Genomic DNA, 25812 nt, shown 5'->3' with positions numbered 1-25812 from the left:
CGCGAGTGCCCTCATCGCGACAGCCGCGAGAAAAAAAGCAAGGAGACATCATGAACCGTCGAGGCTTTACCGTCGGGGCCGCAGCGGCCTTGTGCCTGGGGGCGCTCAAGCAGGCCCGCGCGGCCGGGTCCTATCCGGACCGGCCGCTGACCTTCGTCGTGCCCTACCCGCCGGGTGGCGCCGCCGACCAGTTCGCGCGCCCTTACGCCCAGGCCTTGGGCGACCGCCTGCGCCAGACGGTGATCATCGAGAACCGGCCTGGCGCCAACGGCAATATCGGTTCCGCCTATGTCGCCGAACGGCTGCCCGCCGACGGCTATGCCCTCTTGCTGGGGTCGTTGAGCACGCTGGCGATCAATCCGCATATCTACCCGTCCATGGGGTACTCGGTGCTGGACGACCTGCAACCGGTCAGCCTGACGCACAGCATGCCCAATGTGCTGGTCGTGGGCGCCGATACGCCGTATCGGACGCTTGGCCAGCTAATCGACGCAGCCAGGCGCAAGCCCGGCAGCCTCGAATTCGGGTCGGCCGGTATCGGCAACACCATGCACATGGCGGGCGAGCTATTCCAGTTGCGCGCGGCCGTCAAGCTGCTCCATGTGCCCTACAAGGGCGGCCCCGAAGCGCTGAACGACCTGCTGGGCGGACGCATTCCCATGATGTTCAACAACCTGCCGGCCATCGTCCCCCTGGTCAGGAGCGGCAAGCTGCGCGCCCTGGCCATCGCGGACGACAAGCGCTCTCCCCTGCTGCCCGGCGTGCCGACGATGGCCGAAGCGGGCGTGGCCGACGCGACGTCCGTGGTATGGAACGGCATCCTGGTCCGGCATGGCACGCCGCCTGGCGTGGTCACGCAATTGAATGCGGCCATGGGCGCCGTGCTGGGCGACCCGAAATTCCGCGACCTGCTGACGGCGCAGGGCTACGACATCCTCAGCTCGACGCCGGCGCGGTTCGCGGCGCTCCTGCGTAAGGACTACGCCGCCATGGGCGACCTGGTCAAGCGGGCCAATATCAGGATGGAATGAGGCGACAAGATGGAAAACAACAAGATGCAGAGCAACATGGTGCAAGCAACATGACCGACGTCAAACGCAAGGCCCTCGAAGACCTGCGCAGCCAGCGCTGGTTCGCGGCCGACAACATGCGCGGGTTCGCGCACCGGCAACGCATGCAGCAACAGGGGCTGGACCGCGAGGAATTCATGGGTCGGCCGGTCATCGGCATCCTCAATACCTGGAGCGAGCTGTCGCCCTGCCATGCGCACCTGCGCGAGCGCGCCGCCGCGGTCAAGCGGGGCGTGCTGCAGGCTGGCGGCTACCCGTTGGAATTGCCGGCACTGAGCCTGGGCGAGGTGATGGTCAAGCCCACGACCATGATGTATCGCAACTTCCTGGCCATCGAGGCCGAAGAACTGCTGCGCAGCCTGCCCCTGGACGGCGCCGTGCTCATGGGCGGCTGCGACAAGACCACGCCGGGGCTGGTCATGGGCGCGCTGTCCATGGACCTGCCGGTGATCTACTGTCCGGCGGGCACCATGCTCAATGATCGCTACAAGGGCCAGACGGTGGGCGCCGGCACCCATACCCGCAAATACTGGGACGAATACGCGGTCGGCAATATCGGCCGCCAGGAATGGATCGCGCTGGAAGCGCGCATGACGCGCGCGCCGGGCACCTGCAACACCATGGGAACAGCGAGCACGATGACGGCCATCGTCGAGGCCATGGGCCTGTCGCTGCCCGGCGCCAGCAGCCTGCCGGCCATGGATGCCGGGCACACCCGCATGGCATGGGCCTGCGGACGCCGGATCACCGACATGGTCTGGGAGGACCTGCGTCCCTCGCGCCTGCTGACGCAGGGTTCCTTGCGCAATGGCATCGTCGCCTACATGGCCCTGGGCGGATCGACGAACGCCGCCGTGCACCTGATGGCGATGGCCGGGCGCGCCGGCCTGGCCCTGGCGCTGGACGACCTCGACGCGATAGCGCGCGACGTTCCCGTGCTGGCCAACCTGTTCCCGTCGGGCGACCGCCTGATGGAAGACTTCCACTATGCCGGCGGCCTGCCCGCGCTGCTGAACAAGCTACGGTCGCGGCTGGACCTGGGCGCCATGACGGTGACGGGCCGCTCGCTGGGCGAGAACATCGACGGCACGGCATGCGAGGACGATGAGGTTATCCGCGACCCCGACCGGCCGTTGAAGGTGGCCACGCCCGAGTGCCCGGAAGCCGGACTGGCGCTGGCGGTGCTGCGCGGCAACCTCTGTCCCGACGGCGCGGTGATCAAGCCCTCCGCGGCGACGCCTCGCCTGTTGCGGCACACTGGCCGCGCCCTGATATTCGATACCAACGAGGACATGCTGGCGGCGATGAACGATCCGGACCTGGACGTGGATGCCGACACCGTGCTGGTCCTGCGCAACGGCGGCCCGGTCGGCGCCCCCGGCATGCCCGAATGGGGCAACCTGCCCATCCCCAAAAAACTGTTGCGCCAGGGCGTGCGCGACATGCTGCGCCTTTCCGACGCGCGCATGAGCGGCACCCACTACGGTACCTGCGTGCTGCATATTTCCCCCGAAGCCGCCGTAGGTGGGCCGCTGGCGCTGCTGCGCAACGGCGACCGCATCACCCTGGACGTCGGCGCGCGCCGCCTGGACATGGACGTTCCGGAAACGGAGCTGCAAGCACGCCGCGCGACTTGGCGCGCGCCCGAACGCACCTACGCACGGGGCTACGCCAAGCTGTACCAGGAGCAGGTCACCCAGGCCCACCAAGGCTGCGACTTCGCCTTCCTGCAAGGCACCGCGCCCACGCCGGAACCGCCGATCTACTGAAGCATCCCGCTCCATCCCGCCATCCCTCGCCGGCTCGCGCCGGCCCACGCCGCCAAGGAATTGTCATGACCGCGAACCGCGATCCCCTCGTCAACCTCTTCCGCCAGCGCCTCGCCCAACCCGGCGTGCCGCTGGGCACCTGGCTGATGTCGGGCGCCACCAGCACCGCCGAAGCCATGGGCCGGGCGGGCTTCGACTGGTTGCTCGTCGACCTGGAGCACGTGCCCATGGACCAGAAGGACACCTTGCACACGCTACAGGCGATCGCGGGGACATCCGCCTGCGCCGTCACGCGCCTGCCGGCCAACGACGCCGTTTGCGTCAAGCGCGCGCTGGATCTCGGCGCCGCGACGCTGATGTTCCCTTTCATCGATACGCCCGAACAGGCCGCGCAGGCCGTGGCCCACGCCAAGTACCCGCCGCAAGGAACGCGCGGCTTCGCCGCCGTGCACCGGGCCAGCGGCTACGGCACGGCGGCCGATTACGGCGCGCGGGCCAACGACTCCGTCTACACCATCATCCAGCTGGAGACGCCGCGGGCCGTGCGCAACCTGGAAGCCATGGCGGCGGTGCCGGGCGTCGACGCCTTCTTCCTGGGGCCGGGCGACCTGTCGGCGAACATGGGGCATATCGGCAACATCACCCACCCCGACGTGCTGGCCGTGATCGAGGACGTGGCCAGGCGCTGCCGCGCCCTGGGCAAGCCCTGCGGCATCGTCGGCCCCACGCCCGAGGTGGTACGGCAGTTCCTGGACCTCGGCTATCGCTTCGTCGCGGTGGCGTCGGACATGGGCATGATGATGCGCCAGGCCGCCGCCTTCATCCAGGCCATACGGCCCGGCCTGGCGCGCGAATTCAGCAGCACGGTGTATTGAGGCAATCACGACAAGATCCGACGGAGACCCATCATGACCGCCCCCACCGCCCGCGCATCCACGCCGCCTCATCGGCATGCCGCTCACCTGTGCCTGACGCTGGCGCTCATGGCCACGACCATGGCGGCGGCGCCCGCGCGGGCACAGGACGGCTACCCCGCCCGCCCCATCACCATGATCGTGCCCTTCGGACCGGGGGGCACGTCGGACATCATGGCGCGCATCCTGCAGAAGTCCTTGACCGAGACGCTGGGTAAGGGCGTCGTCATCGAGAACCGCGCGGGCGCGGGCGGCGCCATCGGCATGTCGGAGCTGGCTCGCGCGCCGCATGACGGCTATACCATCGGCCTGAGCGTGGTCGGTCCCGAAGCCATCCAGCCCGTCATCCGCAAGACCGGCTACACGCCGGACAGCTACGACCATCTGTGCGGCACCTACGACGTGCCCTTGATGATGATGGTGAAGGCGGGCTCGCCATGGCGCCGCCTGCAAGACGTTCTCGATGCGGCCAGGCGCGAGCCGGGAAAGATCAACTATGGATCATCGGGCACGGGCACGGTCCTGCATCTGTCCATGCAGGGCCTGATGGACGCGGCCGGCGCCAGCGCGCTGCATGTCCCCTACAAGAGTTCGGGCGAGATGGTGACCGGCCTGATGGGCGGCCAGATCGACGTGTTCGACGAGACGCCCACGGTATCCCGGCAATACAAGCTGCGCCCCCTGGCCCTGTTCAGCGATACCCGGCTGGCCGCGTATCCCGACGTGCCCACCGTCAAGGAACTGGGCTATCCCATCACGTTTTCGGTATGGGGCGGCCTGATCGCGCCCAAGGGGCTGCCCGCGTCCGTGCGCGCCAAGTTGGAATCGGCCTGCGACAAGGCCGTGCATACCGCCGCCTACCAGGAGGCCGCCGCAAAGCTGGATACGCCGCTGGTCTACAAGACGGGCGCGGACTTCGAGGCCTTCGTCAAGGCGGAATACGGTCGCTACGGCGCCATCGTCAGAAAGGCCGGACTGGACAAGGAATAGCCATCGCCGCCCTCCTCGCGTGCGCGGTTCGCTGACCTGGGACCGCCGGCGCAGCCCTCTCCCCCGAGCGGCACCTAATATACTTCCCGGGCGGGACACTTCCCGGGGCGGGCCGTCCGATGCCCGCCGGGCCCCCGCGCCGACCCACGAGGAGTAAGGCCATGTACAAGAAAATCCTGGTTCCCGTCGACGGTAGCGAGGAAAACGGGCGTGCCATCGAGGAAGCGGCGCGGATGAAGGCGGTGATGGACGCGCGCGTGCTCTTGCTCCATGTGATCGACCCGCTGTGGTACTCCCACGGCATGGAGCGCCACAGCGTCTTCGTCAATGACGTATTGCCGGCCATGCGCCGGCACGGCGCCGAGATCCTGGACGCGGCCAGGAAGAGGCTCGGGCAGGACGACGCCTCGATCGAGGTCCTGCTGGAGGAATGCGAGGATCGCCGCATTCCCGACGTGGTGGTTGCGCGGGCCCAGCAATGGGGCGCGGACCTGGTCGTCATGGGAACCCGTGGACGACGCGGCCTGGACCGCATGTTCATGGGCAGCGTCGCCGAAGGCGTGGCAAGGACGTCGCCGGTGCCCGTGCTGCTGGTGCGGCCGGCGCCCGGGGCCGGGGCATAAGCGGCGGCCGCCACCGGCGCCGGGACGCCGGAGCGCCGCGGAACGCGTCCCGGCCCGCGTATACCGGCCATCATGGAACCGGGAAAATCAGGAACCGGAGGCCTGGCCGGCGCGGACGCTGTTGGCGCTCAGGTAGTAGTCGAGCATGGCGACGACGTCCTGCCCCTTGCGCCCGCCCGCCATCCCCAGGGCGATCATTTCCCTGACCAGCGATGCCGCGGGGGTGGGCTGCATCAGCTTGCGGCCCAGCTCTATTCCCAGCGCGACATCCTTTTCGCCCAGCTCTATCTTGAACCCGGGCGCGTAGTCGCCTTCGATCGCCTTGGGGAAGCGCTTCAGGAAATGGTGGGACCGCCCGCCGCTCTGCGACAGCACGTTGAACAAGGTCCTGGGATCGACGCCCGCCGCGGTTCCCAGCGCGAAGGCTTCCGCGGCAACCACGATATTGCCCATGGACATCATGTTGTTGACCAGCTTGACCGTCTTCCCCGTGCCGACGGGGCCGGTCATGTGGCGGGAACTGGAAAGACTGTCCAGGATGTCGCCGACGGCCTCGATGTCGCGTTCCTCCCCGCCGGTCATCAACACCAATTGGCCGGCGGCCGCCTCCAGCGGCCCGCCGCTCACCGGCGCGTCCACCATGCGCACGCCCCGCTTCGCGGCCGCCGCCGCGATCTGGCGCATGACTTCGGGATCGATGGAGCTCAGTTCCATGCCTGTCGATCCCTCCGCCATATAGTCCAGGATGCCCTCCTGCCCCAGCCAGGCCTCCAGCGCGATCGCCGGATTCGGCAGGCTGGTCAGCACCACATCCGCGCCCAGCACCGCATCGCGCAGCTGCGTGACCACCTTGACGCCGTCCTTGGCCGCGAGAGCGCGGCTCTGTTCGCTGGGGTCGTAGCCCGTCACGGAAAATCCCGATCGCGTGAGATGCGCCGCCATTGCGCCGCCCATCTGACCGATGCCCACAAATCCGAGTTGCTTCGCCATTACAAGTCTCCTTATTCCTCGACCTTGATCTTCACCTTGCCTTTAGGGCCGCCTGCCTCACGTCTTCGCCGCGAACGGATCCCGGTCCTCTCCGGAAAAATCCACCATGACGTTCTTGAGCACGCTGAATTCAAGCAGGCCTTCCTCGCCCCGCTCCTTCCCATATCCGCTTTCCTTGCGTCCGCCGAACGGCGCCTGCGCCGACACCATGCGATAGGTGTTGACCCAGACAACCCCGGCATCCATTGCGTGTATCATCCGCAAGGCCCGCGAAATGTCCTGCGTCCAGACGCCCGAGGCCAGCCCCAGCCTGGTGCCGTTGGCGATGGCGATGGCCTGCTCTTCGGTATCGAACGGAATCACGGACAGCACCGGACCGAATATTTCGGTTTGGGCGACGGCCATCTCCGGATGCACGTCGCGGAAGATGGTCGGCTTGATGAACAGCCCGTCCTTGAGCGCCGGATCGGTGGCGCCGCCCCCACCGGCCGCCACCTTGGCGCCCTGGTCCTTAGCCTGTTCGATGGCGGCCAGGATACGGTCGTACTGGGGGCGGTTCGCCGCGGTGCCCATCTCGGTCACCGCCTCCAGGGGATTGCCCATGACGATGCGGTTGGCGCGCTCGACCAGGCGCTCCACCACCGTGTCATAGACCGGGCGCTGCACCAGCAAGCGCGATCCCGCGATGCATGTTTGCCCCGTCGCCGCGAAAATGCCGGCCAGCGCGCCGACGATGGCGCGCGGCAGGTCCGCATCATCGAAAATGATGTTGGGCGATTTGCCGCCCAGTTCCAGCGTGACCGGAACCAGGCGTTGCGCGCCGGCGGCCGCGACGCGCCGGCCGACGCCGGGGCTGCCCGTGAAGCTGATCTTGTCGACGCCCTCCAGCTCCGTCAAGGCCGCGCCGACCTTGCCGTCGCCAGTCACCACATTGATGACGCCCGGCGGGAAACCCGCCTCCTCCACGAAACGGCAGAATTCGAGCGTGCTGGCGGACGCATGTTCGGAAGGCTTGATGACCGCGCAGTTGCCGGCGGCCAGCGCGGCCGGCAGCTTGTTGGCAAGAAGCGCGATGGGGGAATTCCATGCCGTGATCAGCGCGACCACGCCATAGGGCTCGCGCACCGTGAAATCGAAGATATCCGGATGGTCCAGCGGTATCGTGCTGCCGCGCTGCTTGTCCGCCATGCCGGCGAAATATCGGAAAACGCGCGCGGTATAGAGCATCTGCGCGCTGGTCTCCCGGATGACCTTGCCGTTGTCCGTCGACTCGATCACGGACAGCGGCTTTGCCTCGCGTTCAATGATGTCGGCCAGGCGATTCATCAAGGCCGCGCGCTTCAGGCCCGGCATGCGGCGCCAGCCCGAATCGAAGGCGCGCCGGGCGGCCGCGATCGCCGACCGCACGTCTTCCGTCGATGCCTGGGGTATCGTGGCCCACGGAACCTGGGTGTAGGGATTCAAGGTCTCGAAGCGCTGCCGCTCCGTGCCCGGCGTCCATGCGCCGTCGATGAACATCTCATAGGATTTCATGCTGGATGGTCTCCACCTGGTTGGTCTTAAACGCGCGGCGCGCGATGTAGCCCGTACGCGAACGCCCTCAGCCGATCGCCACCAAGGGCGCCAGTCGATACGTGGCGGCGGCGGTGCCATGGAACAGCGCCGAACGTTCGTCCGGACTGGCCGCCTGCGCGATGCGCTTGAAGGCGTTCCAGAGTACGGCGTAGGATCCGGCGCTACGATCGACAGGGAAGTTGCTTTCGAACATGCAGCGGTCGGCGCCGAACAATTCGAGACAGGGTTCGAAGTACGGACGCCATAGCGCCGCCAACATTTCGGAATCGGGCGGGCGCCGCGCCTGCGAAAAGTCGAAGCCGAAGGTAGCGGTGCCCAGGCCGCCCAGCTTTACGCGGACATTGGGGCAGGCCGCCAGGCGCTTGAGTTCGGGCAGCCATTCCTGCAATGCCCGGGGACGATCGTCCGCATAGGGGCCGACACCCAGCACGCCGCCCACATGATCCAGGATCAAGGGAATATCGGGAAACGCCTGGGCCAGCGAAATCACTTCATCGATCTGCGGGTGGTAGATCCAGGCGTCGAACGACAAGCCATGGGCGCCCAGCCGAGCGTATCCCTTGCGAAACGCCGGGTCGCCGTACAAGCCCGCCGGCGGCCTGGACAGCACGCCATGCTTGAAGGCGGGATGCCGCGCGCCCGAATGCCGGATGCCCCGGAAGCGGCCCTGGCCGGCTTCGATGTGCGCCGCCAGCACCTCGTCCACGTCCTCGCCCAGCCGCAGGTCCGCATGGCCGACGATGCCGGCGGCGATGCCCCTGTCCGCCTTGTCCATCCTGCCCGCCTTGCCGACCCTGCCCGCCGCCGCGCATTGCGCCACCACGTACTCGGTTTCGCCGACCGGTTTCAAAGCCTCGGGACCGTCGGCGCGGTAGGCGTGGCCGCACTGTATGTAGACCGTCGCCGCCACCGCATGTCCCGACTGCATGTCGGCCCGCAGGTCCTCGACGAAATACCCGCCCCAATGAGACGAAAAATGGTGATGCGGATCGATGATGGGCAGATCGGGATCGATCGCCGCCTCGATGGCCGTTCCCGCGCTCGCGGCGGGCGGCTTGTGTGCAACGACAGGCAAGTCCTCGTCCTGGATGTCAGGCATCGGTATCGCTCCTTATCGATATTGCGGCGGTCGGGCGTCAGTCCCGCGTCACGGGCGTACGTACCTCGACCGGCCAGCTACACGGGCCTGGTGCCGCGGATCTGCACCCGATGCATGAGCCGCCGCTGGCCGTGGTAATCGTCCAGCGCCAGATGCTGCAGGCAGCGGTTGTCCCAGAAGGCGACCGAGCCGGGCGCCCAGCGGAAGCGGCAGGTGAATTCCGGGCGCGTGGAATGGTCGTACAGGAAGCGCAACAGCGGCGCGCTTTCCGCGATGGTCATGTCCTTGAAGCGCTCGGTATGCATCTCGTTGACGAACAAGGCCTTGCGCCCTGTCACCGGATGGGTGCGCACCACCGGATGCACGGCGGATATCGTCGTCTTGGCGCTACCCACGCCCTGGCCCGGCGCCAGGACGTCATCGGCTTCCAGCGACGACAGGATGCGCCCGTTCGAGTGCACGGCCCTCATGCCGTCTAGCATCCTCTTCATGCCGCCGGAAAGCGTGTCGTAGGCCAGATACTGATTCGCGAACAGCGTGTCGCCGCCCACGGTCGGCAGCCGTTTCGCGGCCAGGACCGACCCCAGCGGCGGAATCTCCAGGTGCGTCGTGTCGGAGTGCCACTCCCACCCGAACACCAGCTTGGTCTCCGGCTTCTTGTCTATCACCAGCAGCTCTGGCAGTGAGCCCGGATGCTGGCGGTGCGGCGGCAGCACCGCCAGTTCACCGAAATACCTGGCGAACCGGGCGAGATCGAGATCCGAGACGTCCTGGTCGCGGAAAAAGATTACGCCGAACTGGTGATAGGCCCGCTTCACCTCATCGAGGACCGGGGCCTCCAGCGCTTCGGACAGGTTGACTCCGAATATCTCCGCGCCCAATGCGCCCGCCATGGGCACGACGCGCAGCGTCTTGAAATCAGCAAGTTCAGCGGCCGATCCTTGCTCCATTTGATTCACGGCATCGTTCATATCGTTCATGTATGTGTACGCTACGTTCATCAGGTAGAACTGATAATACGCGCGGCCTTTTTATTCCGCAACCATCCTTTCGCATAGAATGCGCGTGTAATCGACGCACAGACCGAGGACATAAGTGAGCGCAGATGTGAAGAGCGCCGTACGCGCGCTGCAGGTTTTTCAACTGTTTTCGGAGCTCAAGAAGCCGGCATCCCTCGCTACCGTCAGCCAGCGGCTGGAGATGCCGAAGTCCAGCTGCCAGGCCTTGCTGCGCACGCTGGAGGCGCACGGCTACCTGGCCAATCGCGACGATACGAAGGACTATTACCCGACGCGCAAGCTGTACGAGGAGATGCGTGTCATCGTGGAGGAGGATCCTTTCCTCAAGGACCTGATGCCCTTGCTGGAAGAGCTCAGCGAGGCCACCGGCGAATCGGTGTTCCTGGCGCGTCGCCAGGACCTCATGTCGCATTACCTGGAAATCGTGCAAGGCCGGCAGGCGCTGCGCTTCGCGGGCACGGCGGGCGAGCGCCGCCCCCTGTACATAGGCGCGGCCGGCCTGAGCCTGCTGGGCGGCATGCCGAAGGCGGAGCGCGTGGCGCTGGTGAACAGGATGCAGTTTGAACGATTCTCGCCGAACACCATCACCAACGGCGCCGCCTTGCTCAAGCAGGTGGAGGAAGGCGTCAAGCGGGGCTGGTTCATGTCCATCGGCGGCTACCAGCTGGAAGTCTCCTCGATAGGAAACTTCGTGTGGCTGAACGGACAGCTCTATGCGATCGTGATCGCGGCGCCGACCCAGCGCATCGAACGCAACCAGAAAACCTTGAGCCGGCTGGTGATGGATTTGTGCGCTCGCGTGACGGAGCGGTGAAAAGGGGAAGTGGCGCGCCAGGGGCGAGCGGGGGCCTTGGGATGCGTGGGCCGGTGCGCCGGCGTGAGCGGGAAACGCCGGCGGCGCACCGGCGTGAGCGGGAAACGCCGGCGGCCGCCTTGCCGGATCAGTTGGTCGTGATGTTGCGCTCTTTGATGAGCTTGCTCCAGCGCTGACGTTCCTGCACTTCGAAGGCGGACAGGTCGGCGCCGGTCAGCGTGCCGCCGCTGGCGCCCACGGACGCCAGTTGCGCCTTCACCTCCGGCGTCGCCAGGGCCTTTTTCGCGGCGTCGATCAGCGTCGCCTGCACCTCGGGTGGCGTGCCGGCCGGCGCGTACAGCGCGAACCAGGCCGTAACGTCGAAGTCCTTCAGGCCCGCTTCCGCCACGGTAGGCACGTCGGGCAAGGAAGGCGAACGCCGGGCCGACGTGACGGCCAGCGCACGAACGCGCGTCCCATCCTTGAGCTGGCTGAGCGTGCTGGGCAGGTTGTCCAGCAGGATGTCGATCTGGCCGCCGATCAGCGCGGGCATCGAGCCGGAAACGCCCTTGAACGGGACGTGCAGCATCTGGATGCCGGCGGCTTGCTCCAGGTACGCGCCGGTCAGGTGCACCGACGAGCCGATACCGGGCGAGCCGTAGGTCAACGGCTTGTTCTTGTTGGCCTTGGCCTTGGCGAACAGGTCCTGCACGGTCTTCATGTCCGACGTGGCGCTCACGGCGATCACGTTGGGCGTCGTGAAGACCATGGCCAGCGGCGCGAAATCCTTCGCCGGGTCGAAGGGCATGTCGCTGTACAGGTACTGGTTGATGGTCTGCGTGCCGATGGTGCCCATGCCTATGGTGTAGCCATCGGGATGGGCGCGCTTGACCACCCCCATGCCGATGTTGCCGCCCGCGCCCGCGCGGTTGTCCACGACGATGGATTGCTTGAGAAAGGGCCCCATGGCCTGGGCGATGGTGCGCGCGGCGATATCGGTGGTCCCGCCCGCCGGATAGGGAACGATAAGGGTGATCGGGCGGGCCGGATAGGTTTCGGCGTGCGCGCCCAGCGCGGCGCCGCCAAGTATGGTCAATGCCAATGCCTTGATAAGTGAAACCGACTTCATCGGCTTGTCTCCGTGGGATTCGAAAGTTGTAGTTGTCGCTCCGCCAGCGCCCGGCACCCGGCGCGACCAGGGCCTGGATACGCTGGCAAGGGCCGCGGTCTAGCACTGCCCGAGACGCGACCTTACCACTTCCGCCGGCATGGCGGGGACGCACGGCCAGCGCCCCGCCAGGCTCGGGCGCAGTAGCCGCGCGCGCATCACACCGCCATGCGGCGTACGCTTTGCGGCGGGTGGCCCAACAGGCGGACGAAGGCGCGCCGCATGCGTTCGGGGTCGACGAAGCCGACCGACTGGGCGATGCGTTCGATGGGTTCCTTGCCCGCTTCCACGCGGGGGCGCGCGACTTCCACGCGCAGGCGCTCCACCGCCTTGGCTGGGGTTTCGCCTGTTTCGGCCAGGAACGCGCGACCGAATTGCCGGGGGCTCAGGCAGGCGACTTCCGCCAGCTTCTCCGTGGATAGTTCTTTGTTAAGGTGCTCCCGCATGTAGGCGAGAACCGTGCGGATGCGGTCGGACTCCGGCTCCATTTCGGCCAGGGCCGAGAATTGGGACTGTCCGCCCGGTCGGCGGTAGTACACGACCAGCATCCGCGCCGTCTGCCGCGCCACTTCCTGGCCCAGGTCCTCCTCTATCATGGCCAGCGCCAGGTCGATGCCCGCGGTGATTCCCGCAGAGGTCCAGATATGCGCATCGCGCGTGTAGATGCGGTCGCCATCGACCTTGACCTGCGGGAACATGCGCTGCAGCCGGATGGCGTGCTGCCAATGGGTCGTCGCCGTGCGCCCGTCCAGCAGGCCCGCGGCCGCCAGGATGAAAGCGCCCGTGCAGACGCTGGCGATGCGGCGCGTGCGGCGCATCGCGGCCCGCGCCAGGTAGGTGGTTATCGACGGCGATCGGAAGGGATCGTGCGAACCCTGGCCGCCGGCGACGATCAAGGTGTCATAGGGCATGGTGCGCAGCTTGCGCGTCACCACTTCCAGCCCGGAGGTGCTGACGACGCCCCCGCCTTCGGTGGAGACGACGTGGCAGCGATAGGCGCTACCGCCGGCGATGCGATTGGAGATATCGAACGCCGACAAGGGTCCGCTCAAATCCTGTATCTGGAATTCCGGATAGACGAGGAAGCCGATATCGCGCGTCGGGCTGCCTGACGCCTGTCCTGGGTTCACCTTGTCCATTGCCTGGCCGTCTCCTGTTGCGCCGGGGCGGACGTACGCGCCCGCGTTGCGTGGTCCGGCGAAGTCTTCCATGTCCCGCATGCTGGATGATGCCCGGAAAACGGGATGACGGAAAGGACACGTATCCCTCAAAAACCGCCATCATGAGACGCATGTCCTGAAAAGAGGGATCTTTGTCCTTTGCGCGTGACGGGCGCTTGTCGAGAATGCCGTCCATGGCGCACCCCGCCAGGCGCGCCATCCCGACATCCCGAAGCCCCAGGAAATCCGTCCATGCATCTCCCGCCACGCCTTGCGTCCTGCCCCCTGCACGGAGGCCGGGCATGAACGCCATCCGACCCCACTCTGACGTGCCGCCGAACGCCGAAGGCCCCTCCAGCCGCGGCAACGCCACGGTCCTGGCCATCGCGCAGGGGTTGTTCACCGCTTCCATCGCGGTCGACCTCACGCTGACAGGCCTGACCGGCTACCAGCTTGCGCCCGACAAGTCGCTGGCAACGCTGCCGTTCGCCATGATCACCGTGGCCGCGGCCGTGGTCACGCTGTTCGCGTCGCTGCTGATGCAGCGCCTGGGCCGTCGATGGGGCTTCATCATCGGCGCCGTGACCGGCGGCATGGGCGGGCTGGTCTCCGTCTGGGCCGTGATCCATGGGCACTTCTGGCTGTTCTGCATCGGCACCGCCGCCGTGGGGGTGTTCCAGGCCTTTGCCCAGTACTATCGGCTGGCGGCCGCCGACGCCGTGGAGGAAGCGCACAAGGCGCGCGTCATTTCCATCGTGCTGACCGGCGGCGTGATCGCGGCGGTACTGGGACCGGCCCTGGCCGCCTGGAGCCGGGACCTCATGTCCACGGTATTCGCCGGATCCTACATGGTGGTCGCCCTGCTCGGTTTCCTGTCGGCGCTATTGATCGGGGTCTGCTACCGCGACGTCGAGCCGACGGGCGTCCTGAAACAGGACGCCGAGCTGCCGCCGCGGCCGGTCGGCGTCGTCCTGCGCCAGCCCATATCGCTGGCCGCGCTGGCCAACAACGCCATCGGCGGCGTCGTCATGATGTTCACCATGACCGCCGCGCCGCTGGCGGCCGTCGCCTGTCACCATACGATCGACGACGGCGCCAACATCATCCAGTGGCACCTGGTCGGCATGTATGCGCCGTCCTTCTTCGCCGGCCGCCTGATCAAGCGCCTTGGCATGCCGGCGGTGCTGTTCGCCGGCATGGGGCTGAGCGCACTCTGCGGGATCGTCGCCATGTCGTCCACGACGCTGTCGTCCTTTTATGTGGCCCTGCTATGCCTGGGCATAGGATGGAATTTCATGTACGTCGGCGGCACCGCCCTCCTCGCCTCCTCCCACCGGCCGTCCGAACGTGCCCGCGTCCAGGGCACGGCCGAATTGATCCGCTACGTGCTGACCGCGCTGGCGACGCTGGGAGCGGGCCCGGTGCTGGAACGCTATGGCTGGACCAGCCTGAACCTGGTCACGTTCCCGCTGCTGGCGCTGGCGGCGGCGATGACCCTGCTGTGGGTGCGAGCCGCCCGGCGCGCCAAGGCGATGCCGGCAAACGTGTTAAGTTCGTCGCGATGAAGGAAACACCGCCACCGTCCGCATCTCCCACCAGCCTCGCCGAATGGCTCGCCCCCGTCGGCGAGCCGGCGCATGGCCTGGGCGCCAGCGATGCGTCGATACGCGCGCTGCTGCGCGAGGGCAGCGCGGACAATACGATGGCGTCCTATCGCTCGGCCATTCAATACTGGGCGGCCTGGCACCAGCTGCGCATGCGGCGCGCCCTGGCGCTGCCGGTCGCGGTCGACACCGTGCTGCAGTTCATCGCCGATCATGTCGAGCACCTGGAAGGCCAGGCGCTGGTGCACGACCTGCCCGCCGAGGTCGACGCCGCACTGGTCTCGGCCAAGGTCAAGCGCCGGCCCGGCCCCTACAAGCTGGCCACGGTGCGCCACCGCCTGGCCGTCCTGTCGGAGGCCCACGAAACCCGCTCGCTGCCCAATCCCTGCCGCGACCGCGCCGTGCAAGCCGTGCTGGAACGCACCCGCAGCGCCTATGCCAAGCGCGGCGTGCGCAGCGCCCGCAAGGATGCGCTGACCCGCGAACCGCTGGAGCGGCTGCTGGCCACCTGCGACGAATCCCTGGCTGGCCTGCGCGATCGCGCCCTGCTGTTGTTCGCCTGGGCCAGCGGCGGCCGCCGGCGTTCCGAGGTGGTCCGCGCCACGATGGAGAACACCCGGCGCGTGGCCGAGGGCTATCTCTACACCCTCGCCTATTCCAAGACCAACCAGGAAGGCGTGGCGCGCGCCGACAGCCACAAACCGGTCGTAGGCCGCGCCGCGCTGGCGCTGGATGCGTGGCTGGCGGCCGCCGGCATCACCACCGGGCCGCTGTTTCGCCGGGTGCGCCGCGGCGGCGTCATCGGCGAGGGCCTGAGCGCCGAAGCCGTGCGCAAGATCGTCCAGGCGCGCGCGGCCCAGGCGGGCCTGGAAGGCGATTACGCCGCCCACAGCCTGCGCTCGGGTTTCATTACCGAGGCGGGACGCCAGGGCCTGCCCCTGGGCGAAACCATGGCCCTGAGCAATCACGCCAGCGTGGCCAGCGTCATCGGCTATCACCGCGCCGGCGAAGCGCTATCCTCGCGCGGCGGCCGCTTGCTGGACGGCGAGCCGCAAGCTGCCGAGCGGCCCAGGCCGTGAGCCCCGCGGCCTGGGCCGCCGCGTCATCCCTGCCCGCGGCGCGACGCCTCGCCGCCGCGGAATGACGCCGCCACTGTCCTTAGCGCGGCCCGCGTGGCGGGGTCGCCAACGGCGCTGATCAGGATGATGTCGGAATCCGGCAAGGGCGGCAGGCCATGCGCCTGCCCGATCTCCACCGTATCGGCCGGCGCCATGCTGTAAGGAATGGGCGCGATGCCCAGGCCGGCCGATACCGCGGCCCCCACCGCGGCCGTCCCGCCGCCGATGAAGACCTCGGTCCACGCGATGCCCGCCGCGTCCAGCGCGGCCGTCGCCAGCCCGCGTATGCCGCAGTCGACCGTCAACGAGGCCAAAGGCAAGGGCAGCCCTTCCTCGCGGTCCCACGTGGGCGCGGCAAACCACCCGAGGCGTTCACGCAGCAACAGCGCGCCTTCGCGGTATCCGTCGCTGTTGCGCGCGATCACGGCGTCGAGCAGGCCGCGGTCGTAGGCCTCCAGCAGCTTGGCCGAACCTTCGATGCGCACCTCCATCAACAGCGCCGGATCGTGCGCGCGCAGGTTCGCCAGCAGCCCCGGCAAGCCCGGCCCGGCAACCTGGTCGCTGAAGCCTATCGCCAGGCGGCGGGGACCTCGCTCCAGTCCGCTCAACGCCTGCTCGTGCGCCGCGATGAAATGACGCGCGGGCTTGAGAAACCCCGCCCCCCGCGCGGACAAGCGAACCTTGCGCGGCGTGCGCTCCAGCAGGCGGTAACCCAGCCTGTCCTCCAGGCGCTTGAGTTTCACGCTGACAGCCGCCTGCGAGGTGCCGAGCGCATGCGCGGCCTTCGTGAAACTGCCCAGGTCGGCCACCAGGACAAAGGCGCTGACAGATTCAACATCCAGGACGGCCATGCTGATCATCCAAAATTGTTATGTCTTAAATAATCTACCATATCTGTACATTATCCCTGTGCGTCCGCACACTGTGTCTCGCGTCGCCATGGCCGATCCAGGCCACCGGCCCTGCCTCCGCCGAAAAAACCGCGCTACGACACATGACCATGCCCCGCCTCGATCCCCCGCGCGCCATCCCGCGTCCCTCCCATGCGTTGCCGTCAGCCGCCGGCTACCCGCAAGACGGCCATCCGCGCCGTTGGCTGGCCTTGCCCGTCCTGCTAACCGGCGCGTTCCTGCCCATCCTGGATTTCAATGTCGTCAACCTCGCCTTGCCGGAAATTCGCCGCGATCTGGGCGCGACGGTCAGCGATACGCAGTTCGTCATTTCGGCCTACGCCGCCACCTATGCGGTGTTCTTGATCACTGGCGGCCGCCTGGGCGACTGGCTGGGGCGCAAACGCATGTTTCTGCTCGGCGTCCTGGGTTTCACGATTGCCTCCATCCTGTGTGGGACGGCCACCACCCCTGCCGCCCTGATCGCGTCCCGGATGTTGCAGGGCCTCACCGCGACCATCATGGCGCCCCAGGTGCTCGCATCGATCCGCACCCTGTTTCCCGCCGCGGAACAAGGCAAGGCCCTGGCGCTCTATGGCGCGACTTTCGGTCTCGCCAACATCGCCGGGCAGATCCTTGGCGGCGCGCTGGTCACGCTCCATCCTCTTGGCCTGGCGTGGCAGGCGATCTTCCTCGTGAACGTGCCGATAGGATTGGCGGCCAGCATCGGCGGCGCCTGCCTGCTCCCCACGACCGCCGGCGATTCCGGGCAGGGCCTGGACGTGCGCGGAGTGCTGCTGCTGTCCTTGACGCTGGGCCTGCTGGTCTATCCGCTCATCGAAGGCCGGGAGACGGGTTGGTCCGCCTGGACACTGTTCATGCTGGCAAGCACGCCTCTCGCCCTGTCCGCCTTCGTTCGCCACGAGCGCCGCCTGGCGGCCGGGGGCGGCAATCCGCTGGTCGAGCTCGGCCTGTTCAAGCAGCGCCGTTATGTGATCGGTGTCGCGATGGCCTTGCTCTACTACATGCTGTCCGCGTTCTACCTTACCTTCTCCGTCTACTTGCAAAGCGGTCTCGGCCTGACGCCCCTGGACGCGGGCCTGCGCACCTTGCCTTTCGGCATGGGCTATTTCCTGGCCTCCTTCGGCGCAGCCCGATTGATGCGTGAACTGGGTACGCGAGCCCTTACCCTGGGATTCTTTATCCAGATATTGGGATTCGGCGCGTCAATCTTGACGATAGGAGCGGACGCCTGGCGCGAAACGGCAATAGCCCTGACCGTGGCGGGAATCGGCTACGGCCTGGTGATGCCTTCCGTCATCAAGGCGGTTATCGGGGATGTCCCGCCCCGCCACGCCGGCCTGGCCTCCGGCATCGTCATTTCCACCTTCCAGATCGGCGCCGCGCTGGGCGTCGCCATCGTCGGCGGTGTCTTCTACAGCGTCCTTGGCGGTCAGCCGTCCGGCGCCGCCGGCTACAGGCATGCCTACGCCGTCGCCATGGCCTGCAATGTAGCCCTGTTGATCGTCGCCGGCCTGCTTTCGACCCGCTTGACCGGCAAGACGCCCGCGGCCGCCCGGCCCGCCTTCCGCCGCGACGAGTGACTCGCCGTCCCGCACCCGCAAACCTCCACCACCACCCGGACCGCATCCGGCGCATCGTCAGCATCAACGGACCGACGCCTTTCGGCCAGGAACAGCTCGCGGACCGCCTGGCCCGCAACGCGCAGGCCTCGCCGTGGTTCCAGTGGATCCTTGGGGCAGCGGCGCAGGGCCGCCTGGAGAACGTGCTGAGTGAACTGGGCTACAACATCCTGAGCACCCTGAAACTCAACGGATTCGAGCGCAACGACCTGATCGACGACACGTGGCTGCGCGCCTATGGCGCCCGCTTCGCCACCCCCGCCGATTGCGCCGGCGCCATCGGATGGGCGCGCGGTTCCGCGGACGGTGCGCATCGCATGGAGACCCCCGACGCCGCGGCCAGGAAAACCATCGCCGCCCTGCCCGCCATGGCCATCTGGGGCATGGCGGACCGGACGCTGCGGGCCGAGCATTTCCTGCCGCTATTCCGCGACATCTATCCGCGTGCCGACATCCATGCATTGCAGGATGCCGGCCATTACAGCCTGGAAGACGATCCGCGATCCATCGTCCGGCGCTTGCGATCCTTTCTCGCCGGACCAGCTTGATCTGAAACTAGTTGTCGAAATCCACCTTATTGTTGATAATATCAACTAAATAACAAACCGTGGATGGAGACAGATGAAGACCCTGGTTCGTGTCGCGGCGCTCGCCGCGCTATCCTGCGCCGCCGCGTCGGCGCACGCCGATGCCTACCCCGACAGGCCGATCCGGCTGGTGGTCGGCTTTTCCGCGGGCGGCGGCAGCGACCTGGTGGCACGGACCCTTGCCAAGCCCCTGGGGGAGCAACTGCACCAGAGCGTGGTCGTCGAGAACCGGCCTGGCGCGGGCGGCATGCTGGCCACGCGCGGCGTCGCCAAGGAAAAGCCCGACGGCTATACCCTGCTGCTGGGCAGCGCCGCGGCGTTCGTCATCAATCCCTACATCCAGAAGGACGTCGGCTACGACGCGGTCAAGGACTTCACCCCCATCGGCGCGGTGTCGCGGTTCGAGTACGTGCTGATGGGCCGCAAGGGACTGCCGGCGCACGATGTGAAGAGCCTGACCGAATATGCCGGGCAGCGCCCGAACGAGCTGACCATCGGCAATGCCGGCATCGGCTCCAACACGCACCTGGTCGCCATCCAGTTCCTGGCGGAAACGGGCTTGAAGATCCGTAACGTGCCTTACAAGGGCACCGCCGGCGCGCTCAACGACATCATGGGCGGCAATATCGACCTCTTGTTCGACTCCGTACCCACGGTCACCCAACAGGTCAAGAGCGGCGCCGTCCAGGGCTATGCCACGACCGGCGACAAGCGCGAACACGACCTGCCCGACGTTCCCACCCTGATGGAGTCCGGGCTGCCGCACTTCCAGGCGAGCAACTGGTTCGCGATCTTCGGCCCCAGGGACATGGACCCCGCCGTCGTCAACCGTCTCAACGCCGCCATCGTCGCCGCGCTGCACGATCCCGCCCTGGTGAAAGCCTTCGAAGCCACAGGCAACGAGCCGCTCGCGGGATCGCCGCAAGACCTGACCCGCCTGGTGGCCGACGAAACCGCACGCTACAAGACGCTGATCGAAAAAGCGCACATTACCGCCGAGTAGCCATGACGCATGCCCTCACGACGCCCCGCCATTGCATCGGCGCTGCCCAGCTCCCGCTTGCGGGTTTCCGTATCCTGGACGTGACATCGGCCGTCGTCGGCCCCTACGCGACCCAGGTCCTGGCGGACTACGGCGCGGCCGTGACCAAGCTGGAGCATCCATCCGGAGACATCATCCGCTGGATATCCGGCCGCTCGCCCACGCCCGGCATGTCGGGCAAGTTCATGCACATGAACCGCAACAAGCGCAGCATCGCGCTGGACCTCAAGAAGCCGGGCACCCGCGAGACGGTGTACGACCTGCTGCGCGGCTCGGACGTGTTCGTCAACAACATGCGTACCGATGCGGTCCGTAAGCTGGGATTGGATTTCGATACGCTCAAGGCCATCAATCCCGAATTGATCTACTGCAACATCGTGGGCTTTGGCACGTCGGGCCCGTACGCCGAACGTCCGGCCTATGACTCCATCCTGCAAGGCGGGACGGGCCTGGCCAGCCTGTTTGCCGCCCAGGACGGCGGCGAGCCGCGCTACGTGCCCTATGTCGTGGTGGACCGCACCGCCGCCTTGATGGTCGCCAACGCCATCCTGGTTGCCCTGCTCGCCCGCGAAAGCCAGGCCGGCGCGCGCTACATCGAAGTTCCCATGTTCGAAAGCTATGCGTCCTTGCTGCTGAGCGAGCACCTCTACGGCGAGACCTTCGAACCGGCCATAGGCAGCAGTGGCGACAAGCGCCTGCTCGACGCCAACGCCCGGCCAGTGAAGACCCTGGACGGCCACATCTGCATCACCACCAACACGGACGCGCAGGTGCTGGCCCTGTTCGACGCCTTCGGGCGACCGGACCTGAAGCAGGACCAGCGCTTCAACAATGCGCCGGGGCGCATCGACCACATCAAGGAGTTCTTCCAGGTCCGTGCTGAAGAAATCGCCAGGCAAGGGACGGCGCATTGGGTGCGGGTGCTGGCGGAACACGATATTCCGGCCATGCCCTGCCACACCGTGGATTCGTTGCTGCGCGACCCTCACATGGTCGACGTCGGCCTGGTGCGCACGGTGGACCATCCCACCCAGGGCCGGGTCAAGGATATCAAGGTGCCCGTCTCCATGACCGGCTTCGAGCCCTCCCTGCGTATCCCCGCGCCGCGCATCGGCGAGCACACCACGGAGATCCTGCGCGAACTGGGACTGGACGACGCCACGATAGGCCGCATGATCGCGGACGGCGCCGCTGTCCAGGCACAGGGGACGGACGCATGACCACGACCGGGACCCGCCCCCGCGCCTAACGCGGCCCGGCGCCGCGCCCGCGGCGTGTGGCCATCTCGTCCTTGAGCGACTTCATCATCTCCAGCCCGTGCGCCGTCAGCTTGTCCATGATGGCATCCAGCGCGTCCCGCTCCTCCCCCGTCAAGACCGACAGCACTGCCTCGTTGCGCTCGATGGCGGCCGGGAACATCTCATCGAAAAGCGCGCGCCCCTTGTCGGTGAGGGCCAGCCGTATGCCACGGCCGTCCGCCTCGTCGGCGCTGCGCCGGACCAAGCCCCGCTCTATCATGTCCGCGACGGTCCGGCTTGCCTGGCTCTTGTCTATGTTGGCTTCCTTCGCCACCGCATTCAAGGCCATGGGCGCCGACGTACCGAGCAGGCCCATGATGCGCCATTCGCGCGGGCCTATGCCATAGCGATGTTCGTTGATGCCCGCGGCAATACGGCTGGAGATGAACGCGAGGCGGTTGAGGCGATAGGAAAACATATCGCTCAGGTGCTTGGGCCGCGGCCGTTTCACGCGGCGCTTCGCCGCCACCGGCGGCTTGTCGCTGGTCATGTAGGGTCGTCTCCACGATAGATGACACGACCCGCATTGTCTCACGCAGCACATGCGCCACCGCGGCCCGGCCGGCGGGCCCGGCCACGGCGGCCGCGGCGCCCGCGGCGCACGCTCGCGCGGAGAAAGCCGATCCCCGGCGACCCCGCTCATCCACGAGCGCCGTATCCCCCTCCGCCCGCGCTTTCCATCACCACCCGGTCGCCCGGCTTGAGTATGCGCTGCTCCGTGGGATCGAGCTCCTGTCCGTTCACCATCAGGCGGCCGCGCTGTCCGGCTTCGCCGCCGTTCAGGCCCGGCGGCGGGAACTTCAGGCGCGTCATCAGGAAAGACGTCGCCACGCTGGACGCCTCGGGCGTGATCTCGAACTCGAAGGTCAGCCCGTCGCCGCCGCGATGCTGTCCCGCGCCGCCGCTGCCGCGCCGGATCTCGCGCTTGTGCACGACGATGGGCGCCAGCGCTTCCATCATTTCCACCGGCGTATTGCCCAGGTTGGCGGGGAAGGAAATCGCCGAGTAGCCGTCGCGCGCCGCCGTCGCGCCCTGCCCGCCATTGATGAAATTGACGACGTTGAAAGGCCGGCCACGATACTGGCCGAACATGGTCACCGAAGAATTGGCCGACCCCGACGCCCACACACGCTCCGGCAGGACGTCCGCCAGCGCCAGGAAGATCGCGGGCGACAGCATGTGGCCGATGGCCCCCCGCCCGCCCGAAGCGGCAGGATAGGTCGGATTGAGGATGGACCCCAGGGGCGCCTGCGTGGTGATGGGCAGGAAACCGCCCTCGTTGTTGGGCACCTCGGGGCACAGCAAGGCCTTGATGGGATAGGCCGAATAGGCGAAGGCGTAGATGGGCACCACGTTCACCGCGCGCGGCTGCTGCGGACTGGAACCGGCGTAGTCGATGGCTATCGCGTCGCCCGCCACGGTGAGCTTGCAGTGGATGCGGATGGGTTCCTCGAAGCCGTCATGCAACACCTCCGACTCGTACACCCCGTCGGGCAAGGCGGCGATGGCCTCGCGCATGGCCGTCTCCGAACGCCGGCGTATGGCCGCGCCCAGCGCGTCCAGGTCTATCTTCTCCAGCAGGGGCAGCAGCCGCTCCTCCATCATGCGGCAGGCGCTGACCTGCGCCCAGACGTCGCCCAGGCCCTGCTCGGGCACGCGAATATTCTGGCGGATCATGTCCACCAGCGTCTCGTTGACGCGGCCCTGGTCCATGAGCTTGAGCATGGGAATCTGCAAGCCCTCCTCGTAGATCTCGCGGTTGGCGTTGCTGCGCAACCGGCCACCGATATCGGGCAGGTGCGACACCAGGGCCGCGAAGGCCACCAGGCGGCCCCGAAAGAAGATGGGCATGACGGTGTTGACGTCATGAATGTGACCCGTGCCCATCCACGGATCGTTGGTCACCAGCACGTCGCCGGGCCGCAGCGTCTCGGCCGGGTACTTCTTGAGGAAATGCTTCACCGTGGCCGGCAGGCTGCCGATGAAGGAAGGGATGCTCATGGTCGACTGCGCCAGCGACCGGCCCTGGGCGTCGGTCAGCACCACGGCGAAGTCGTTGGCGTCCCGCACCAGCGTGGAAAAGCAGGTGCGCACGAAAGCGGTGGAGGCCTCGTCCACGATGCTGATGAGACGGCGCCAGAGGATCTCCAGCTCGATGGGGTCGAAACGGGACGCCACCGAGGCGCCGGGGTCCGCAACGGTTTGCATTATTCGAACTCCTTGAGGGTCACGGAAACGGTCAGGTCGGGCAGGATGTCCACGTCCGCCGCGAAAGGCACGACCAGCGTCGATTCCCGTTCTTCGAGCACCAGCGGCCCTTGCAGGCGGGTGCCCGGCGGCAGCGCGTAACGCTCGTGGACGTTCACGGCGCGGAAGCCGCGTTGCAAGGGTAGATAGATGTCGCGCTGCCGCGGCGCGACGCCGCCGCCGTCGCGCGCGCCGCCCCAGGAGAAGCGACGCGCGCCGACGACGGAGCGCCCCGTCAGGCGCCAGGTCAGCACCTGCGGCAAGGCGCCTGGCACCAGGTGCCCGTAGAGTTCACGATACCGCTGCTCGAAGACCGCGCGCATGACTTCGGCGCCGGCCTGCTCGCCCTCGATATCGAACTCCCGCCAGTCGAGCGCCACCGGCACGTTGTCGCCCTGGCCGTAGTAGCGCATCTCCGCGCCTATGGTCCAGGACAGGCTGCCGGCGTCGGCGCCCGAAGCCAGCAGTTCATCCTGTGCGTCGGCACGCAGGTCCGCCAGGCGCGCATTGACGTCGCCCCAGTCGATCTCGCCCAGCAAGGCGGGCTGCGACCAGCTGCGGTCCGCGCGCGCCGGCGCGGCCAGCATGCCCAGGCAGGACCCGGCGCCCGCCGCGATCGACGCCAGCAGGCGCGGGATGCGCAGCTTGCGCGCCACCTCGGCCGCATGCACCGGTCCCGCGCCGCCCGTGGCGACGAAGGTGAAATCGCGCGGGTCGTGCCCTTTCTCGGCGATGTGGATGCGCGCTGCGCTGGCCATGTTCTCGTTGACCATGTCGTGGATGCCCCATGCGACTTCCAGGGGCGCCATGCCCAGCTGGTCGGCCAGGCGCTGCATGCCTTCCAGGGCCAGGTCCTTGCGCAGGCGCATCTCGCCGCCCAGGAAGTTGTCCGGGTTCAGGTAGCCCAGGACCAGGTCCGCATCGGTGACCGTGACGTCGGTGCCGCCATTGCCGTAGCAGGCGGGGCCAGGCACCGAGCCGGACGACTCCGGACCGATATTGAGCAGGCCCAGGCGGTTGACATGCGCGATGGAGCCGCCGCCGGCGCCGATCTCGATCAGGTCGATGCTGGGAATCAGGATGGGTAGCCCGGACCCGCGCTTGAAGCGATGCACCCGCGCGCACTCGAAACTGTAGGCGATCGGCGGCTCGCCCTCGGTGACGGCGCAGGCCTTGGCCGTCGTGCCGCCCATGTCGAAGGCCAGGACCTGGCGCAGTCCCTGCGCGCGCGCTGTATTCAAGGCCGACAGCACGCCGGCGGCCGGCCCCGACTCCAGCAGGAAAATCGGCGTATGCGCGGCCGCCCGCGCCGACGTGAAGCCGCCGCTGGAGACCATGATGCGCAAGGGTATTCCAGGATGCACGGCATCGATGCGCGTGCCCAGCTGGCGCAGGTAGTCCGCCACGATGGGCTTGACGTAGGCATTGGCGGCGACGGTCGAGGTCCGCTCGAACTCCTTGAGTTCGCGCGCCATATCCGAGGACAGCGACACCTCCACGCCGGGCAAGGCCTCTTGCAGGTGGGCGCCGATGGCGCGTTCATGTTCGTCGTTGATGTAGGAATGCAGCAGGGACACCGCCACGGACGGCACGTCCAGCGCGCGCACGGCGTGGGCGATGCGGTCCAGCTCCTGCCTGGTCAACGGCGTCAGCACCTGCCCCGCCGCGCCCAGGCGCTCGTCCGCCTGCACCCGTCGCTCGACCGCGATGAGCGGTTCCGGCAAGGCCAGCTCCAGGTCGTACAGGTCGTAACGCCATTCGCGGCCGATATCGAGCGCGTCGCGCATGCCCTGGGTGGTCACCAGCGCCGTCGCCACGCCCTTGCGCTCGATCAAGGTGTTGGTCACCAGCGTGGTGCCGTGCACCACCTCCTCCAGCACATCGCCCTCGGCGTCCGCCTGCGACAACAGGCTGGCGATTACCGTGGACACGGCCACGCCCGGATCGTCCGGCGTGGTCAACGTCTTGCCCACCCAGATGCGGCCATCGGATTCGCGGATGGCGACGCCGTCCGTGAACGTGCCGCCGATATCGACGGCGATGCGCAGCCCTTGCGCCGCCTTGCCGTCGGACTGCCTAGTCGAAGACTCCACGCTGATGCTCCCTCGTGACTGAATGGAAAAATGATAGGGGTCGGGATTTACACCTACAAATGAAAAATTCGGATTGATTCAGCGATGCAGCCTATATATGCTGGGACCCTGCGCGCGCCG

At 67.4% G+C, this 25812-nt stretch carries 21 protein-coding genes and 1 pseudogene; 12 read left to right on the top strand and 10 right to left on the bottom strand.

Annotated elements, in window-relative coordinates; translation table 11 throughout:
• Positions 1 to 50: 50 nt before the first annotated feature.
• The 5 genes from C7R54_RS10715 (at position 51) to C7R54_RS10695 (ending at position 5366) form a co-directional block, all read left to right on the top strand.
• Complete coding sequence (locus C7R54_RS10715) at positions 51 to 1031, top strand: Bug family tripartite tricarboxylate transporter substrate binding protein (RefSeq protein ID WP_129150248.1); 981 nt, start codon at positions 51 to 53, stop codon at positions 1029 to 1031.
• Positions 1032 to 1081: 50 nt separating this feature from the next.
• A complete protein-coding gene (gene araD / locus C7R54_RS10710; RefSeq protein ID WP_129150246.1) occupies positions 1082 to 2839 on the top strand; it encodes an L-arabinonate dehydratase in 1758 nt (585 codons plus the stop codon).
• A 65-nt stretch (positions 2840 to 2904) separates the two neighbouring features.
• Positions 2905 to 3714 (top strand): HpcH/HpaI aldolase family protein, encoded by an 810-nt coding sequence (locus C7R54_RS10705; protein WP_129150244.1) that lies wholly within the window; start codon positions 2905 to 2907, stop codon positions 3712 to 3714.
• 33 nt (positions 3715 to 3747) lie between these two features.
• Complete coding sequence (locus C7R54_RS10700; RefSeq protein WP_129150242.1) at positions 3748 to 4743, top strand: tripartite tricarboxylate transporter substrate binding protein; 996 nt, start codon at positions 3748 to 3750, stop codon at positions 4741 to 4743.
• Positions 4744 to 4904: 161 nt separating this feature from the next.
• Positions 4905 to 5366 carry a universal stress protein gene (locus C7R54_RS10695; RefSeq protein ID WP_158021191.1) on the top strand — a complete coding sequence of 154 codons (462 nt, stop codon included), beginning with the start codon at positions 4905 to 4907 and terminating at the stop codon, positions 5364 to 5366.
• 87 nt (positions 5367 to 5453) lie between these two features.
• Here C7R54_RS10695 and C7R54_RS10690 read toward each other — a convergent pair whose 3' ends face one another.
• The 4 genes from C7R54_RS10690 to C7R54_RS10675 form a co-directional block, all read right to left on the bottom strand.
• Positions 5454 to 6356, bottom strand: coding sequence for an NAD(P)-dependent oxidoreductase (locus C7R54_RS10690; protein ID WP_129150238.1), 903 nt, complete (start codon positions 6354 to 6356; stop codon positions 5454 to 5456).
• 57 nt (positions 6357 to 6413) lie between these two features.
• Complete coding sequence (locus tag C7R54_RS10685; protein WP_129150236.1) at positions 6414 to 7889, bottom strand: aldehyde dehydrogenase; 1476 nt, start codon at positions 7887 to 7889, stop codon at positions 6414 to 6416.
• 67 nt (positions 7890 to 7956) lie between these two features.
• Positions 7957 to 9030, bottom strand: coding sequence for an amidohydrolase family protein (locus tag C7R54_RS10680; protein WP_129150234.1), 1074 nt, complete (start codon positions 9028 to 9030; stop codon positions 7957 to 7959).
• A gap of 77 nt (positions 9031 to 9107) precedes the next feature.
• The gene (locus tag C7R54_RS10675) at positions 9108 to 10010 is read right to left on the bottom strand and encodes a TauD/TfdA dioxygenase family protein (protein ID WP_204524310.1); all 903 of its coding nucleotides are present in this window, start codon (positions 10008 to 10010) and stop codon (positions 9108 to 9110) included.
• 115 nt (positions 10011 to 10125) lie between these two features.
• Between C7R54_RS10675 and C7R54_RS10670 the strand changes: the two genes are divergently transcribed.
• Positions 10126 to 10863 carry an IclR family transcriptional regulator gene (locus C7R54_RS10670; RefSeq protein WP_129150232.1) on the top strand — a complete coding sequence of 246 codons (738 nt, stop codon included), beginning with the start codon at positions 10126 to 10128 and terminating at the stop codon, positions 10861 to 10863.
• Between the two features lie 127 nt (positions 10864 to 10990).
• Here the strand turns inward: C7R54_RS10670 and C7R54_RS10665 are convergent, their stop codons facing one another.
• Positions 10991 to 11971, bottom strand: a complete 981-nt coding sequence (locus tag C7R54_RS10665) for a Bug family tripartite tricarboxylate transporter substrate binding protein (RefSeq protein WP_129150230.1) — start codon at positions 11969 to 11971, stop codon at positions 10991 to 10993.
• 197 nt (positions 11972 to 12168) lie between these two features.
• Positions 12169 to 13149 (bottom strand): GlxA family transcriptional regulator, encoded by a 981-nt coding sequence (locus C7R54_RS10660; RefSeq protein WP_129150229.1) that lies wholly within the window; start codon positions 13147 to 13149, stop codon positions 12169 to 12171.
• Between the two features lie 323 nt (positions 13150 to 13472).
• Between C7R54_RS10660 and C7R54_RS10655 the strand changes: the two genes are divergently transcribed.
• Complete coding sequence (locus C7R54_RS10655; RefSeq protein ID WP_129150227.1) at positions 13473 to 14735, top strand: MFS transporter; 1263 nt, start codon at positions 13473 to 13475, stop codon at positions 14733 to 14735.
• Entirely contained in the window at positions 14732 to 15853 is a 1122-nt protein-coding gene (locus C7R54_RS10650; protein ID WP_192903632.1) for a site-specific integrase, read from the top strand. The genes C7R54_RS10655 and C7R54_RS10650 overlap by 4 nt, the downstream gene beginning before the upstream one ends.
• 23 nt (positions 15854 to 15876) lie before the next feature.
• On the opposite strand, the gene C7R54_RS10645 is transcribed toward C7R54_RS10650, so the two are convergent.
• Positions 15877 to 16743, bottom strand: a complete 867-nt coding sequence (locus C7R54_RS10645) for a LysR family transcriptional regulator (protein WP_129150225.1) — start codon at positions 16741 to 16743, stop codon at positions 15877 to 15879.
• Between the two features lie 149 nt (positions 16744 to 16892).
• On the opposite strand from C7R54_RS10645, the gene C7R54_RS10640 reads away from it, so the two are divergent.
• The 4 genes and pseudogenes from C7R54_RS10640 to C7R54_RS10625 all read left to right on the top strand — a co-directional run bounded on the left by C7R54_RS10640 (position 16893) and on the right by C7R54_RS10625 (position 21274).
• Positions 16893 to 18386, top strand: a complete 1494-nt coding sequence (locus tag C7R54_RS10640) for an MFS transporter (protein WP_204524309.1) — start codon at positions 16893 to 16895, stop codon at positions 18384 to 18386.
• Positions 18387 to 18418: 32 nt separating this feature from the next.
• Positions 18419 to 18973, top strand: a pseudogene (locus C7R54_RS10635) (alpha/beta hydrolase family protein); the annotation flags it as partial.
• 73 nt (positions 18974 to 19046) lie between these two features.
• Complete coding sequence (locus C7R54_RS10630; protein WP_129150221.1) at positions 19047 to 20015, top strand: Bug family tripartite tricarboxylate transporter substrate binding protein; 969 nt, start codon at positions 19047 to 19049, stop codon at positions 20013 to 20015.
• A 2-nt stretch (positions 20016 to 20017) separates the two neighbouring features.
• Positions 20018 to 21274, top strand: coding sequence for a CaiB/BaiF CoA transferase family protein (locus C7R54_RS10625; RefSeq protein ID WP_129150220.1), 1257 nt, complete (start codon positions 20018 to 20020; stop codon positions 21272 to 21274).
• 25 nt (positions 21275 to 21299) lie between these two features.
• Here C7R54_RS10625 and C7R54_RS10620 read toward each other — a convergent pair whose 3' ends face one another.
• The 3 genes from C7R54_RS10620 to C7R54_RS10610 all read right to left on the bottom strand — a co-directional run bounded on the left by C7R54_RS10620 (position 21300) and on the right by C7R54_RS10610 (position 25692).
• The gene (locus tag C7R54_RS10620; RefSeq protein ID WP_129150219.1) at positions 21300 to 21842 is read right to left on the bottom strand and encodes a MarR family winged helix-turn-helix transcriptional regulator; all 543 of its coding nucleotides are present in this window, start codon (positions 21840 to 21842) and stop codon (positions 21300 to 21302) included.
• A 149-nt stretch (positions 21843 to 21991) separates the two neighbouring features.
• Positions 21992 to 23560 (bottom strand): hydantoinase B/oxoprolinase family protein, encoded by a 1569-nt coding sequence (locus C7R54_RS10615; protein ID WP_129150218.1) that lies wholly within the window; start codon positions 23558 to 23560, stop codon positions 21992 to 21994.
• Positions 23560 to 25692: a hydantoinase/oxoprolinase family protein gene (locus tag C7R54_RS10610; protein ID WP_240039467.1), complete on the bottom strand. Its 2133-nt coding sequence runs from the start codon at positions 25690 to 25692 to the stop codon at positions 23560 to 23562. Before C7R54_RS10610 ends, C7R54_RS10615 begins: the two co-directional genes overlap by 1 nt.
• Positions 25693 to 25812: the final 120 nt, after the last annotated feature.

The organism is Achromobacter aloeverae, from assembly GCF_004121055.1.
GTDB lineage: Bacteria > Pseudomonadota > Gammaproteobacteria > Burkholderiales > Burkholderiaceae_B > Bordetella_C > Bordetella_C aloeverae.
The sequence above is the reverse complement of the archived record's forward strand: the minus strand, read 5'-3'. Positions and strand labels throughout refer to the sequence as shown.